At 65.5% G+C, this 14,452-nt stretch carries 14 protein-coding genes; 5 read left to right on the forward strand and 9 right to left on the reverse strand.

Annotation, left to right across the window (positions count from 1 at the left end):
* Window positions 1-89: 89 nt before the first annotated feature.
* Together ABF990_RS13215 and ABF990_RS13220 are read right to left on the reverse strand one after the other, a co-directional pair.
* Window positions 90-1,100 (reverse strand): SAM-dependent methyltransferase, encoded by a 1,011-nt coding sequence (locus ABF990_RS13215; protein ID WP_415500251.1) that lies wholly within the window; start codon window positions 1,098-1,100, stop codon window positions 90-92.
* Window positions 1,097-1,483: a DUF423 domain-containing protein gene (locus ABF990_RS13220; protein ID WP_415500250.1), complete on the reverse strand. Its 387-nt coding sequence runs from the start codon at window positions 1,481-1,483 to the stop codon at window positions 1,097-1,099. The genes ABF990_RS13215 and ABF990_RS13220 overlap by 4 nt, the downstream gene beginning before the upstream one ends.
* Before the next feature lie 227 nt (window positions 1,484-1,710).
* Here ABF990_RS13220 and ABF990_RS13225 point away from each other — a divergent pair, with 227 nt between their 5' ends.
* The 3 genes from ABF990_RS13225 (at window position 1,711) to ABF990_RS13235 (ending at window position 3,953) form a co-directional block, all read left to right on the forward strand.
* Complete coding sequence (locus ABF990_RS13225) at window positions 1,711-2,295, forward strand: cob(I)yrinic acid a,c-diamide adenosyltransferase (protein ID WP_415500249.1); 585 nt, start codon at window positions 1,711-1,713, stop codon at window positions 2,293-2,295.
* Window positions 2,296-2,586: 291 nt separating this feature from the next.
* Window positions 2,587-3,318 (forward strand): hypothetical protein, encoded by a 732-nt coding sequence (locus tag ABF990_RS13230; protein WP_415500248.1) that lies wholly within the window; start codon window positions 2,587-2,589, stop codon window positions 3,316-3,318.
* Between the two features lie 167 nt (window positions 3,319-3,485).
* Complete coding sequence (locus tag ABF990_RS13235; RefSeq protein ID WP_415492348.1) at window positions 3,486-3,953, forward strand: hypothetical protein; 468 nt, start codon at window positions 3,486-3,488, stop codon at window positions 3,951-3,953.
* Between the two features lie 85 nt (window positions 3,954-4,038).
* Here ABF990_RS13235 and ABF990_RS13240 read toward each other — a convergent pair whose 3' ends face one another.
* The 6 genes from ABF990_RS13240 to cysQ form a co-directional block, all read right to left on the reverse strand.
* Window positions 4,039-4,932, reverse strand: coding sequence for a dihydrodipicolinate synthase family protein (locus tag ABF990_RS13240; RefSeq protein ID WP_415500247.1), 894 nt, complete (start codon window positions 4,930-4,932; stop codon window positions 4,039-4,041).
* The gene (locus ABF990_RS13245) at window positions 4,929-6,776 is read right to left on the reverse strand and encodes a cobalamin-dependent protein (protein WP_415506642.1); all 1,848 of its coding nucleotides are present in this window, start codon (window positions 6,774-6,776) and stop codon (window positions 4,929-4,931) included. Before ABF990_RS13245 ends, ABF990_RS13240 begins: the two co-directional genes overlap by 4 nt.
* A 201-nt stretch (window positions 6,777-6,977) precedes the next feature.
* The gene (locus ABF990_RS13250; protein WP_415500245.1) at window positions 6,978-8,450 is read right to left on the reverse strand and encodes an FAD-binding oxidoreductase; all 1,473 of its coding nucleotides are present in this window, start codon (window positions 8,448-8,450) and stop codon (window positions 6,978-6,980) included.
* A 58-nt stretch (window positions 8,451-8,508) separates the two neighbouring features.
* Window positions 8,509-9,072, reverse strand: coding sequence for a hypothetical protein (locus ABF990_RS13255; protein WP_415500244.1), 564 nt, complete (start codon window positions 9,070-9,072; stop codon window positions 8,509-8,511).
* A complete protein-coding gene (locus tag ABF990_RS13260; RefSeq protein ID WP_415500243.1) occupies window positions 9,069-10,208 on the reverse strand; it encodes an L-threonylcarbamoyladenylate synthase in 1,140 nt (379 codons plus the stop codon). Before ABF990_RS13260 ends, ABF990_RS13255 begins: the two co-directional genes overlap by 4 nt.
* A 142-nt stretch (window positions 10,209-10,350) precedes the next feature.
* Window positions 10,351-11,121, reverse strand: a complete 771-nt coding sequence (gene cysQ, locus ABF990_RS13265) for a 3'(2'),5'-bisphosphate nucleotidase CysQ (RefSeq protein WP_415500241.1) — start codon at window positions 11,119-11,121, stop codon at window positions 10,351-10,353.
* Between the two features lie 137 nt (window positions 11,122-11,258).
* On the opposite strand from cysQ, the gene ABF990_RS13270 reads away from it, so the two are divergent.
* A complete protein-coding gene (locus ABF990_RS13270; protein ID WP_415500240.1) occupies window positions 11,259-12,731 on the forward strand; it encodes a leucyl aminopeptidase in 1,473 nt (490 codons plus the stop codon).
* A 150-nt stretch (window positions 12,732-12,881) separates the two neighbouring features.
* Here ABF990_RS13270 and ABF990_RS13275 read toward each other — a convergent pair whose 3' ends face one another.
* Entirely contained in the window at window positions 12,882-13,328 is a 447-nt protein-coding gene (locus tag ABF990_RS13275; protein ID WP_415492340.1) for a DNA polymerase III subunit chi, read from the reverse strand.
* Between the two features lie 111 nt (window positions 13,329-13,439).
* On the opposite strand from ABF990_RS13275, the gene ABF990_RS13280 reads away from it, so the two are divergent.
* Window positions 13,440-14,294, forward strand: a complete 855-nt coding sequence (locus ABF990_RS13280) for an aldo/keto reductase (protein ID WP_415500239.1) — start codon at window positions 13,440-13,442, stop codon at window positions 14,292-14,294.
* The last annotated feature ends 158 nt before the right edge of the window (window positions 14,295-14,452 follow it).

A 14,452-nucleotide genomic window follows, 5' to 3' on the forward strand; every position in this document is an offset into this window, starting at 1 on the left:
GGGCGGCTCGAAACGGCATGCAGGTCGCACGGGGTCTGTCGGGGCTGGCTGCTGTTTTTCCCGCACTGGTGTTGCAGGGGCTTGCGGGCTTACCCGTCGCTCTCGGTTGCGGCGGGTGCGCACGGCATGCCAGTTTCGGCCTGGAAAAGACCGGGCAGGGGCGAGGCGCCCCGTCGTGCCGCATCTTCCGACCAGAAAAAGGTCAGTTCATGCTTGTTATGGGCCAGATGGGCCAGCGCCCCACCGGGAATGGCCTCGAACGCGGCAACGGTTTCGTGGTCTGTCTCGCCCTGGAATTTGACAGTCAGGACAAGGTTTCTGGTCTGTCCGCTGTCGATCCAGTTTCGTGCAAGGCGCAAAAGCCGTTGCGGGTAGGCGATGATATCGGAAAAAACCCAGTCCGCGCGGGGTAACTGTCGCGGGTCGAGCCCGAACGCGCTGGCCTGCTGGAAGGATACTCCCGGCATGGCCGCCACCGACGGCGCCAGAGGGGCCCGGTCGAACGCCGTGACATGCGCGCCCAGACTGGCCAGCGCCCAGGTCCAGCCGCCGGGTGTCGCCCCCAGATCGTAGCAGATTGCGCCCGGTTCCGGCCAGCGGTTGAGGCGGGTGCAGGCTTCCCATAGTTTCAGATACGCGCGTGATGGCGGGTCTGTCCGGTTTTCCACAAAGCTGGGGGTGCCGTTTACGAAAGGGCTGCTTTTGCGGGCCGAAAACAGCAGGGTTGCGGTATCCAGCAGGGTCCACGCCCCCAGCGGGCTGGTGGGAGCGGGGGCGGGAAAAACGACAGGTGCCGCCTTGACCGGCGGCAGGCGATCCTCGATCAACCCGGCGCGGCGGAAGCAGTCGGCGGCGTACAGGCTCCAGTTTCTCTGGACGGCGCGCAGGATGTCCGCCGCATGCCGGATGGAGGTAATGTCCGCCTGTTCGGGTTCGGCCCAGATATCGAGCGCCCAGGGCGAATACACCGCCGCATGCGTGGACAGCCCCAGCCGCCCGTGCCAGCGGTCGATGTTTATGCCACGGCGTTGCAGGTCTTCGGCCAGAATGGTCTCCAGCCCTTCGGCCGCCAGCCACGCGCCCTTTATGGTTGCGCTCACGCCCGGCGCGCCCAGCCTGCCGCCAGCGCCAGCCACGACAGAATGATCAGGCTGCCGCCGGTGGGCGCCATGTGGCTGATACGCTGGCCCGTAAACGCGGTGTAGTAAACGCCGCCGCAAAACAGCAGCATACCGACAAGAAGACCCGTGCCACCTGCCAGCAGCAGGCGGTTCGGACGTGTGGCCACGCCCAGGCCCAGCGCGACAAGGGCTATGCCATGCCACATCTGCATATCCATGGCGTTATGGGCCATGGCCCGCCCACCCACGGCAAAGGCGCTGTCTGGCAGGTGGGCCGTCAGCGCGCCCATGACGGTACCGCTGCCTGCCGCCAGGGCGCCACAGATAAGCCAGATACGGGGGAGAGAATGCGATGTCAGCATGGGTGTGGTGTATAGGCGCATTGACGGCGCGCGGCAAAGGGCATTCGACGTGCGGTGCGGGTTCCGTATGCCTGCCGGTTATGGCCGCCCGCTATGGCTGTCCACTATGGCTGCCCGTTATGGTGAACTGGCCGGAGGGCCAGCGGGTGGTACTGCGCGTTTTCTGCTAGGCTCCGGGCAGGTGCCACGCCCGACGTCACGGGCCTGGGAAAGAAAAAAGGTGGAGCATGAGCATTCGGATCGACAAGGTGGTAACCCGTGGGGGCGACGGGGGCGAGACATCGCTGGGCGATGGCGCGCGCGTGGGCAAGGACAGTGCGCGTATCGAGGCGCTGGGCGCTCTGGATGAGGTTAATGCCACCCTTGGGCTGGTGCGCGCCCATGCCGCAACAGCCCAGGTATCCGCCCCCCGGCCGATTGTTGCGGAACTGGCGGCCCTGCAGAACCTGCTATTCGATATCGGGGCCGATCTCTGCCAGCCCGAAGGCCCACGCACGCAGCGTGCCCGCCGGGTTGAGGAAACTATCATAGCCGATATGGAAGACTGGATAGAGCAAATGCGCGTGCGCCAGCAGCCCCTGCGCGGTTTTGTACTGCCCGGCGGCAGCATGGCGGCAGGCTGGGCGCATATAGCGCGCACCCAGGTCCGCCGGGCCGAACGGCAGGTTGTCGCCCTGGCCCGGCATGAACAGGTCAATCCCGCGATCCTGAAAATACTGAACAGATTGTCTGATTACTTTTTTGTTCTTGCGCGTTATTTCAACGATGACGGTCAGGCCGATCTTTTATGGGCACCGGCCCGTACTCCCTAGGCGGTCCGCACCCCCGCAGATGGCATGCAGGATCAAATTGGTACGATTTTCGCGGTTCTGTCTTGGAGAATGCAGAAGAGCGTGGTATCTGGTGTGCAGGACGAATGCTTTTGGCGTTCGCCACGGCCTGTAAATGGCGTTATGGCCGGGATGCGACACCGCATCTGTTTTCTCCATGCCGCGTGGAAAACGCGGGCTGGGGCATTCGCCAGACTAGTCGGTCAGATAACTCATCAAATAACAAACGGGCCGGGCCGCATGGTTCAGGTTCAGGTACGAAATATTCAAAACGTGACATCTTCAAATATGAATACATCGTCTTTTCTGTCGTCTTCCCCGTCTGACAGGAAGGAGGAAGAAGGGCTTGAAGAAGCCAGCATGCGCAATGCGCTGGAGCGGATCGGGCATTCATCGGGTGGGGCCGGGCGCGCTGCGGCGCGTCCCACGCCGGATGCGGCAAAGCGCCGCCGTTTCGTGCGTGATGGCGAAGTGCCGGTTGAAAAGCACCTGCTGGGTCGGGCCAGCGCGCCGCGCACGGCGGCCAGCCCGCGCCTTGGCGGGTCTGCCCGCGCGGTGCATTTTTCGGATGACGATCATTCCGAACTCAGCCGTGCCCGCCGGAATCTGGCGGAGGAAAAGCTCCGCGCGGAAGAAGCCGAACGCCAGTTGGCGGATCTTCAGGCCGCGCAGCGGGGTCTTGTAACCCGTCTGGGCGTTGCTGAAACCCTGGTGCGCGATGTTCAGGCCAAACTGGCCGAGCGCGACGCGGCATTGGCCCAGAGCGCCCGCGACCTGCGCGCCACGCAGCAGATGCTGGCCAAGCGCGAGGCCGATATTCTGGTGCTGAACCAGCAGGTCGAGGCCGCGCGCGACAGTGCGGCGCAGGCCGTGGCGCAGGACACTCCGCCCGCCCCGGTTGACGGCAAACCGGCCCCCCGGCCCCGCCGCCGCCGTGCTTATGTGCTGGCCCAGGACGAAGCCGAAAGCGAAGGCCCCAGCCCGGTCAAGTGGTGGAAAGATTGACGGAGCCACGCCCTCGCAGGCCAGCGGCGCGCCTGCAAGCCGCGACCCGGCCCGCAAAGGCGGGCCATAACCCGCCCGAAAATTCCGGTTCAGACCCGGCCCAGACCCGGTTCAGACCCGGCGCATGAGGATGAGACAGTAATGATTGCACGCAAAGAGCGGAGCATATGAAAGCAGGCAAAGTCGCACCCGCTCTGGTATTGCTGGTGGTTGATCTGGCCGTGGGCGTGGCCTGCGTGCTGCTGCCACCGATCGTGATGGGGTTCCTGGCCATCCTGCGCGACGTGTTCGGGGTGCTGCTGCTGCCCTTTACCTTTCTGCTGGGACTTGCAGGCTGGTCCTCGGACCTGTCATCGCTTGAAACCATGCATGCGGGTTTTCTGCCCGACAGCATCAACCACCCCTTTCGCGCTCTGGCGGCGGCGGGTCTGCTGGCCATGGCGGCCATGTGTTCCGTCCTGGCCAGCAATGTGCCTGATGGCGCGCGGATGGAACGCAGTCTGGCGCCGGTCTTTACGGTCGTGGCCATGCTGCTGGTGGGCTGGGACCCGGGCCTTGTCGTGCTGCCTGCCCTTGTCCTGCAGATTTTTGCCCTGCGGCATCCCGGTATGGAAATGCCCCGGCGCGGCGGCTGACGGGAACGGTCACAGGCCGCGGGGCCCTATGCGGCCTGCGGCCCGGTTACCGCCCGGTCGGGGTTGCCCATCGGGCCTTTGGTTTTTACAGTCTGCCCAGCGCGGCAATGGTGGTTCTGATCACGGTTTCGACCCGGGCGCGCTCGTCCCCCACAAGGGGCAGGCGTGGGGCGCGGACCCATTCGGGGGCACCGTAAACCAGATGTTCGGCAAGCTTGATATACTGCACAAGCTTGACATGCGTATCCAGATGGAAAGCGGGGGTCAGCACCCGGTACAATAACCGCGCGGCCGCGAAGTCGCCGCCTGCGGCAAGGTTGAACAGGCGCACGCATTCGGCGGGCCATGCGTTCGTCATGCCCGAAACCCAGCCGGTCACGCCAAGGGCCAGACTTTCGACGATCAGATCATCCACCCCGCAGAAAACCGAAAAGCGGTCGCCACAGCGGTTGTAGAGATCCGTCACCCGGCGAATATCGCCGCATTCTTCCTTGATACAGACAATGGACGGGGTTTCGGCCAACTGTTCCAGAATGTCGGGCGTGACATCCACCCCGTAGGCTATGGGGTTGTTATAGATCATGATCGGCAGGCCCGAAGCCGCGGCCAGCGATTTGTACCATGCCACGGTCTCGCGCGGGTCGGTTTTATAGGCGAGAGAGGGGAACGCCATCAGCCCCTGCGCGCCAAGCTTTTCGTACCGGCGGGCGGCTTCTGTCGCATCGGCCGTGGAAATCTGTGCAAGCCCGGACAGCAGGGGCACGCGGCCCGCTACGGCCTCGCGGGCCGCGGTAATCACCCGGTCGCGTTCTTCCGCCGAGAGTGAGGCATTTTCGCCCAGCATGGGCAGCACGATCACGCCCGAGACCCCGTTTGCGATCAGCCTGTCGATGGAGGCCGCCGTGGCGTCCAGGTCAAGGCTGCCATCTGCTGCAAGTTTTGTGGTGACTGCGGGGAATACACCTGTCCAACGTGTCATGACGCGGCTGCCTCCGGGGTTTTTTCGGCCAGCTTTTCAATAAAGCGGATCATGGTCGTGGGGTTTTCGCAGGTGACGACCCCAAGGGCCGTTATTTCGGTCCGCACGTCCACCGGCAGGCCTGAATTGGAGTCTTCGGGGATCTGGTTCAGCCTGCCGCCGATCAGCACGGGTATGGCCACGCCCGCACGCTCCAGTGCGGCCTGCACCTCGCGCGCGTAGCGCAGGGCAATGCCGTTATAGGTGCTGATGGCGATAAAATCGGCCCCGCCCGCCACAGCGCTTGCCACGACGGTTTCGGGGTCGGCGGAGGCCCCGGCGTCCAGCGCTTCGACCCCACTCAGGCCCAGAATGCGCTCGATCAGGTTCTTGCCGTGTTCATGCACGTCCGAGGATGCGACACAGGCGCGCAAGCCTGCTCCCGCCACGGCCGGGCGCAGGGCAGGGGAGGTCTGTGCGGCCCATTCCACCGCGTTCTCCTCCAGTTCCTCCACCCATTCCGCCTGCATGACTGCCCGCCGCCCGCCCCATACGGCTGTGTCGGCGCGGCCAGCACCATACAGCGCTTCCAGTCGTTTGGGGCCAATGCGACGTAACGCCAGCATGAGGGCGGCGGGGTCGCGAATATCAAGCCCCGTTTGTGCCAGCCCTGTCAGCACGCTGGAACTGAACCGTCGCCCGGCTTCAATCAGGGTGTCGGCTGCGGCATCCACCTTCGCGCAGTCGACCAGATCCAGGCTGCCGCTGGCGTGTTCGACCATGCGTGCGGCAAAAATCTGGGCGTCGATAATTTCGTCCGTATCGGGAATGCGCTGGTTTTCCGTGACCGGAACGGGGTTGATGGCATGGCCCGTATGGTGGCGGCGCAAGGCCCAGATATCGGCCTGGAGGTAGCTGGCAAGGCTTGCGTAATTGCCCGCGGGGGTGGATTTGTAGGCCACCGTATTGCCGAACAGCATGGTGCCGGGGGCGTCTGTCAGGGTGCCCAGCGCCTTGTGAAAAGCCATGCGTACCGCCGGGGCGGTATAATGGTGGCCAAAGCAGTGCGACATGCGCCCGCCGATCAGATCCTCCACAATATAGCGTTCGATCAGCACCATGCCCAGGGCCGAGCTCATATCCGCGAACATTCCGGCAAACCCGTCATCAAGGTTGGAATGTACCAGAACGTCCACCGGCTGGGCGGCGATCAGCCCCAATGCGATCACAGCGGCCTCGGTCGTGGCCACGTCATCGTCCCAGTAGGGCAGGCGGAAGGTGAAATACTGGCCCAGATTGCCAATGGCCGTGGCCCCGGCGGCAATGGCCCCCTTGGTGTTTTCGACAGCACCGGGCAGGCCCAGCATGAAGTCCCCGAAATGGGCGGCGGCCGGGGCGGCGTTGGTAATGCGGGCAAAGTCCTCCGGTCCGTTCAGCACAATGCCGGTGCCGCGCGGGCGTTTGTCGCGCAGGTCCAGCGGGTAGCCCATGGACCAGTCCAGCGTAATGCCGAACCGGTCCACCGTAACGCCCTGGCGCGCGCAGGTGGCGTGGACCTCGGCAATGGATTCGATCGTACGCTCGACACTGCGAAAGCCGATATGCGCATGCTGCATCATGCGCCCTTCGGCGGCGCAGCGGGTTTTGTACTGCGCTTCGCACCCTACGCCGTTCTGGCGCAGGAAGGCGTTGGTGCCGACTGTCCAGTCCCGGGCCAGGGCGCGCCCTTCAGCCAGCAGGTCAGCACCGGGGCGCATGCGTTCGGCCACAAGGTCGGCCAGGAGGGGGGGGAGCTGTGTTGTCATGGCGGGCGGAATGTCCGGTACAGGCTGCGTGGCGGTCCTGAACGTGGGGCGGTCCGCCATGCCCTTGCGCCGCATATGGCGTGCCCATGGCTCAGGATTGAATACAGTATTCAATCATCGGCCGGGGCTTGGCAAGATCAATCCTGTTCCGTAACGGTTTGCGACAGGCTACGGCCCGGCTCGGCCCGTCCCGCGCGGTCTGGCCGGGCTTTTGCTGTGCGTGCGCGCAGGCGATGGTCGCCGCCCGCAGGCGGCCCGCTGTCAGGTCGGGAGTTTGGGCAGTATTTTGTGGCCTGTGCCGCGATCGGGCGGGAAGATCTTGCCCGGGTTCATCAGGTTGGTGGGGTCCATGGCGTTCTTGATCCGGTGCATGGTCGTCAGTTCGGCGCCACCGCGCCATGACGGCATCAGGTAGGTCTTGAGCTGGCCCACCCCGTGCTCGGCCGAAAAAGACCCATCGAGCCTGCGCACGATGGCGGCCACCGCATCCATGATGTCATGGTCCCGGGCAAGAAAGGTCTCGGGGTTCGCGCCTTCGGGCTGGACGAGGTTGAAGTGGATGTTGCCATCCCCGATATGCCCGAACGGGGCCACCCGTATGCCCGGAATCAGCGCCTCGCACGCCTTGGTGGCTTCCGCGATCAGGGTGGGGATGGCGGGCAGCGGCACGGATACGTCGTTCTTGACCGACGCCCCGGCGCGTTTCTGGGCTTCGGCGTGTTCTTCGCGCAGTTTCCACAGCTCCAGGCGCTGGGTTTCGCTCTCGGCCAGCACCGCGTCGGACACCAGCCCGCTTTCCAGCGCCTGCCCCAGCACGTCTTCCATCAGGTCGCGCAGGCTGCTGCCCGCACGCGGGCTGGCCAGTTCCACCAGCGCATAGGCGGGGGCGGGCTGTTCCAGCGGCAGGCTTGCCCCTTCGACCAGTGTGTTCACCAGCGCCATGCTGACGCCCGACATGAATTCGAACGCCTGGATGGCGGACGGGTCCTCCCTGCGGAAGGCGGCAAACAGGTCCAGCGCCGCTTTTGCATCCGCCACGGCGCACAGCGCGGTCTCCCGCGCGCGGGGGGCTGGCTGAAGCTGGATGATCGCGCGCGTGATAATGCCCAGCGTGCCCTCCGCCCCGATCAGCAACTGGCGCAGGGCATAGCCGGTATTGTCCTTGCGCAGCCTGCGCATGAGGTCCAGCACCGTGCCGTCGGGCAGGACGGCTTCAAGCCCCAAGGCCAGTTCGCGGGCGTTGCCGTAGCGCACGGTGTTGTTGCCGCCCGCGTTGGTGGACAGAATACCCCCGATATCGGCCGACCCTTCCGACGAAATGGAAAGCGGCAGCAAAAGCCCTTCCGCCGCTGCGGCGTCCTGTGCGGCTTTCAGGGTCACGCCGGCTTCCACCGTCATGGTCAGGTCCGTGTGCTCGATCGCAATGACCCTGCGCATGCGGGTGGTGGACACGACAACCGACCGGCCGCTGCCATCGGGGGTGGCCCCGCCCACCATGCTGGTATTGCCGCCCTGGGGCACCATGGGTACGCCGTGGTCGTGGCACAGGGCTACGGCCTGCGCGCATTCCTCGGTCGTGGCAGGGCGGAGTACTGCGGCACACCGGCCATGATAGAGAGCCCGCCAGTCCGTGCAGAAGGGGGACGTATCCGTGGTGTCGGTCAGGAACCCGGCAGGGCCGAGCAGGGCCAGTAATGCGTCATGAAGCGGGGCGGGAAGGGCGGTTTCAGGCATGGCGTTTCCTGCAAAAAAACTGATCCGAAGGGCCACGAAGGCAAGGAGCGGGCATGTGTCAGCCTACGGCGCGGGTATCGCTTATCGCGGCGCGTGGGCTGGCGGAATACAGGACATGAAAAAACTCGGTCCCTGCAATGCCGGTGAGCAGCCCCGCCATGACGGTGGCCACAATGGTGATCTTGCGCGAAACGCGGGAGGAAAGCTGCATGGACGCAAGATGGGTCTGCAGTTCCGCGCGGGATTGCTGGGTCAGGTACAGCTGGGCCTTGAGCGATTCGTTCTGCGCCCTGATCGTGCGCAGGTCGCGGTCGAGGCGGTTGATACTGTCGGCCATTTCGCGCAGTTGCGTGCGGTACGTATCGGGCATGTCGGGTTTGTCGGACCGGGCCCGGCTGCTGGACGCGCGGGTGCGCGTGCTGGCTGCGGCCCCCTGTGCGCGACCGGGGTCGGCCGCCAGGGTCTGGAACAGGTTTTTCAGCGCCCCACCCGTGGTGCTGTTGCGCTGCGCGCGCCTGCGCAGGGTCTCCAATGCTGCTGTGGACTGGCCCACCTGGTCTTCAAGCACAAGGGCCAGGATATCGGACAGGAGCTTGACTTCCTTGGGGTCGAACTCGCTCATGACGGGCTGTCGCTTTCCTGCGCCACGGGGGCATGCTGTGTCTGGCCCGCAGGTGCCGCGCCCGTATCGGGCGGGCTTGCGGGGAAAGGAGGAATGCCCCCATCCGCAAGGGGAGCGTTTTGGGCAGTGCCGTGGGGCGTGTTGTCGTGAGGTGTGCCGGGGCGGGGGGCCGCGGCGCGGTTCAGCCGGTCGCGTATGGCAAGTCCAAGCCCGTGGGCCGGTACGGGTTGTACCGCAATGCCGCGCAGGTGCAGGCGCTGGCCCGCATCGTCCAGCGTGCGCAGGCCGGAGAACAGGCGGGTCGCGGCTTCTTCCAGATGACCGTGTTCGCTCAGGTTCCATACCAGCGCGCCGGGCGGTGGCGCGTTGCTTTGTGGGCCAAAGGCCAGCAGGGCTTCATCGGCCATGGGGGTGATCACATCCAGCCTTACGGGCAGGTGCGGCGCGTAATGGGAGAGCATCCGCCCGGGGGAAAGGGGGGCTGCATCGCTTTGCGTGTCGGGCAGGGCTATGGGGCCGCATACCGCCTGCAGGGCCTCAAGGGTTATGCCGCCGGGGCGCAGCAGGCAGGGGCGGGCGGGGTCGGTCAGGTCCAGCACCGTGCTTTCCAGCCCGACGGCGCAGGGCCCGCTGTCCAGCACGGCATCTATGCGGCAGTCCAGTTCTTCAAGCACATGGGCCGCGGTCGACGGGCTGATCCGTCCTGACCGGTTGGCGGATGGCGCGGCTATAGGGCGGTCCGCCAGCCGCAACAGGGCCTGCGCGCTTTCTCCACGCGGGACACGTACGGCAAGGCTTGCCAGCCCGTCCGCCGCAAGGTCGCTGACCGTGCTGCCCTGTGCGCGGGGCAGCACCAGTGTCAGCGGGCCGGGCCAGAACATGTCGGCCAGCCGCAGGGCCAGCAGGTTGGGCACCACCTGCCTGAACGCGCTTGCGGCATCGGGAAAATGGCTGATAAGCGGGTTGAAACGCGGCCTGTTCTTGGCTTCGAAAATCCGTGCCACGGCCTGGGGCTGTGTCGCGTCCCCGCCCAGCCCGTAAACGGTTTCCGTGCCGAACGCCACCAGACCGCCTGCGCGCAGGATACTGGCGGCTGTGGCAAGGCCGGATGCTGTGTTCTCCAGGCGTCTGGTCATGGGTCTTCCATAGGCGTGGCCCTGTGTGAACCGTCCGCTCCGGTCAGGGTGCTGCCACCTGAGCGAACAGGTGCCGTCATGGCCCCACGGGTCATGGGGTACGAAGGCACAGGGCCACGGGGCCCGTTAACCGGCCCGCGGGTTACAGCGTTCCGGTACAGACAAATGACGGATTTTTCCAGTCCGTTTTACCATACACCAGTTCGGAACCGTCCAGCAGGGTCACATGCCCGCCAGCGGCTTCCACAATGGCCTGAGGGGCTGCGGTATCCCATTCCATGGTGGGGCCAAGGCGGGGGTAAAGGTCGACCAGACCTTCGGCCACGCGGGCGAATTTCACGGCCGAACCGATATTGCCCAGTTTTGCGATCTTGCGACCGTTCAGGAATTCGGCAAGGCGCGTGTCGTCCGCATGGTGGCGCGACGCCAGCACGCTCAGCCCTTCGGCCGGGGCGCTGCGTACGCGAATGGGGGCAACCCCCGTGCTGTCCTTGCGGAACGCACCCAGCCCCACCCCGCCACTGTAGATCTGGTGGTAGGCGGGCAGCGCCATGGCCCCCAGTACCGCCCGGCCGTCGCGCACCAGCCCGATGTTGACGGTAAAGTCATCCCGTCCGGCGGCGAATTCACGCGTGCCGTCCAGCGGGTCCACCAGCCAGTAGGCGGGGGCTACGGCGGTGCGCAGGCCGGCGGCCACTTCCTCTTCCGCGATCACGGGAATATCCGGCGTGGCCGCGCGCAGGCCGCGCAGGATATGGGCCTCCGCCGCGTGGTCGGCCTCCGTCACGGGGGAGGAGTCGGTCTTGGTCAGGGTCTTGAAACCACGGGCGCGAATAACGCGGATAACTTCTGCCGCCTCTTCGCTCAGTCGGGTGGCCAGGGCCAGCAGGTCGGTGTCTGTATGGGGTATCATGGGTGCATCATACGCCAGCTTGCGCCATCCGTCATGCCTGCAATGGAGTGTGCGGGTCTGTGCCGTGGCCTATTGCCAAGCCTGCGGGGGAGACGTACCCAGAACGGTATCAGTTTTCAGGATGATCGGTAGAACTCATGCTTCAGATTTCATTTTCTTCTGAAACACAGCCTGGTGGTGGCTCCGTGGCCATTCTGGTGCCCGAGGGCAAGCCCTTCGGGGCGGCCTTTACGGCGCTGGATGCTCTGGCGGGGGGCGCGCTGGGCCGTGCCGCTACGGCGGAGGACTTCACCGGCAAGGACGGCACGAGCTGCGTCATTCTCGCCCCCACGGCGGCGTTCGAGCGGATCGTGCTGGTGGGGCTGGGCCGCGCGGACGACGTTGACGCCTGCGCGGCTGAAAAAGCGGGCGGGCTTGTCGCATCGCTTCTCGGCCGGGTCGAGCAGGCCAGCGTGCTGACCGGCGAACTGTCCGCCGCTCTGGTCGCCCATGTCGGTCTGGGTGCCGTGCTGGGTGCGTACCATTTCAGCCTGTATCATGGAGCGCCCGAGGCGCTGAAAAACCACAGGCTGACAGCGCTGACCCTGCTCACCCCCCACGCCGCCGAGGCCGAGGGGCTGTGGCCGTCCCTGCGGGCTGTGGCCCGTGGCGTGGTGCTGACCCGTGATCTGGTGAGCGAGCCCGCCAATATCCTGAACCCGGTTGAATTCGCCGAACGTGCGACAAACCTGCGCGGCCTGGGGCTGGAGGTCGAGGTACTGGACCGCCCCGCCATGGAAAAGCTGGGTTTCGGGGCGCTGCTGGGTGTGGCCCAGGGTAGTGCGAACGAGCCGCGTCTGGTGGTGATGCGCTGGAACGGCGGCAAGGAAGGCGAGGCCCCGGTGGCCTTTATCGGCAAGGGGGTGACGTTCGATTCGGGCGGTATTTCCATCAAGCCCGCCGCTGGCATGGAAGACATGAAATGGGACATGGCCGGGGCCGGGGTCGTGACCGGGCTCATGGCCGCGCTGGCCGGGCGCAAGGCGCAGGTGAACGCCGTGGGCGTGGTCGGGCTGGTGGAAAACATGGTGTCGGGCACGGCCCAGCGCCCCGGTGACGTGGTGCGCAGCGCGTCGGGCAAGACCATCGAGGTGCTGAACACCGATGCCGAAGGCCGCCTGGTTCTGGCCGATGTGCTGTGGTACGCGCGTGAACGCTTTGCCCCCCGCCTGATGGTGGACCTTGCCACGCTGACGGGGGCCATCATCATCGGGCTCGGGCACGAATATGCGGGCCTGTTCTCCAATGACGACGCGCTGGCGTCCGGCCTTGCGGATGCGGGAGCCTTCACGGGTGAGAAACTGTGGCGCATGCCCCTGAGCAAGGACTACGACGCGCTGCTGAAATCCGACATCGCGGATATGAAGAACATCAGCGGCGGGCGTGCGGCGGGCTCCATTACGGCGGCGCAGTTCCTGCAACGCTTTGTGGACAAGACCCCCTGGGCGCATCTGGACATTGCAGGCATGGCCTGGGCGGACAAGGCCCGCAACGGCCAGCCCAAAGGGGCCACGGGCTTTGGCGTGCGCCTGCTCGACCGGTTTGTCCGCACCGCGTTCGAACAGGGCTGAACCGGCCCCGGCTGACGGGCGCGCCCCCGGCTTTTTACAGGCCGGGTGCGGTGCCCGTCATGTGGCTGTAGACTATTATAAGAGGTCCGCAGGGGCTGTTTTCAGTTCCCGGCAAGGCAAAGGGCAGGGACAGGCAGGCCAGCGTTGCGCCTAGCGGGCGCGCTTCCAGCCCTGTTCTTCCTGCCGCCAGTAGGCCAGTTCGTGGCCCTGTGCCTTGGCAGCACTCCAGCGTTCACGCGCCTGCGCCACGGCGGCATCGTCCAGCCCGTCGAACAGGTCGAACACCCGCCCGAACCGCGACAGGTCAGCACTGGTCCTGTTTTCCAGCAGGAACAGGAAATGGGCGTCGTTCGGGCAGTCGTCCCCTGTTGTCAGCCATATGGGTTGCAGGTCGGGGCATAGCGTGCCCTCCGCCCCGTGGGGCAGCCATGTGGGGGCGGAAACCTGCCATAATGCCTTGTCGAGTTCCTGCAGCAGCGGCTTGCCGCTACACCACACCACGGCTTTCTGCCCGCTTGCCACGGTGCGCGCCAGCAGGCGGGGCAGGGCGTCTGCGACACCCGTGCGGGTAAGGTGGTAGAAACCGATCTGTGTCATGCCCCATACTCTAGCAGCATTCACGCATCACCCAACAGCACGATGATGCCGCACCCCGTATCCTGCTCGGCGGGCTGCGGCAACAGCCCAGAAAACGGGAGAAAAAACATCATGGCCAAAACCATAACGCTTTCCAGCGGGGAGAGCCTGCCCGCTCTGGGTGTGGGTACCTGGAACATGGGAGATTCGCAGGCCCGCCGCGCGTCAGAGATCGAGAGCCTGCGCTATGCCATAACGCAGGGTGCGAAAGTGGTGGATACAGCGGAAATGTACGGCAATGGCCGGTCCGAAACTCTGGTGGGCGAGGCCATTCAGCCGTTCCGGGAGCAGGTTTTTCTGGTCAGCAAGGTTCTGCCCTCCAACGCATCGGCCAGGGGGGTGGCGCAAAGCTGCCGGCAGTCGTTGCGGCGTCTGGGCACGGACCGGCTGGACCTGTACCTGCTGCACTGGCGCGGTAGCGTGCCACTGACCGAAACGGTGGAGGCTTTCCGCACCCTCCAGCGTGAAGGGCTGATCCGCTACTGGGGTGTATCCAATTTCGATACGCGCGACATGCGCGAACTGGATGCCTGCATGCAGGCGGGAGAGTGCGCCGCCAACCAGATCCTGTACAGTCTGGAACATCGCGGTGTGGAATATGACCTGCTGGGGGCTGACATGTCCCGCCGCAGCGTGACCATGGCCTATTCGCCCATAGGGCAGGGGGGCGCCCTGCTGGGCCACCCTGCATTGGCGCGGGTGGCGGCAAGGCATGTGACCTCCACCGGCCCGGCAACACCCGCGCAGATCGCTCTTGCCTGGGTGCTGCGCCAGCCCAACATGCTGGCCATACCCAAGGCAGGCAGTCCCGATCATATGCGCCAGAACCTGGCCGCCCCCGAAATAACATTAAGTGCCCAAGACCTGACCGAACTGGACAGCGCGTTTCCACCCCCGCGGACCAGGCAACCCTTGGAAATGATCTGACCCCGCCCCCGTTGCCGCCCCTGTCACCGGGCGCGGGCAGGGAAAAAAGTTCCTGTCACGCCCGCATGCGGTGTTGACGGACAACGCCAAGGGAATTCTGCTCCGGCACGGCACGGCACGGCACGGCACGGCACGGCACGGCACGGCACGGCACGGCA

Origin of the sequence: Acetobacter sp., from assembly GCF_047723915.1 — a bacterium.
Lineage (GTDB): Bacteria > Pseudomonadota > Alphaproteobacteria > Acetobacterales > Acetobacteraceae > Acetobacter.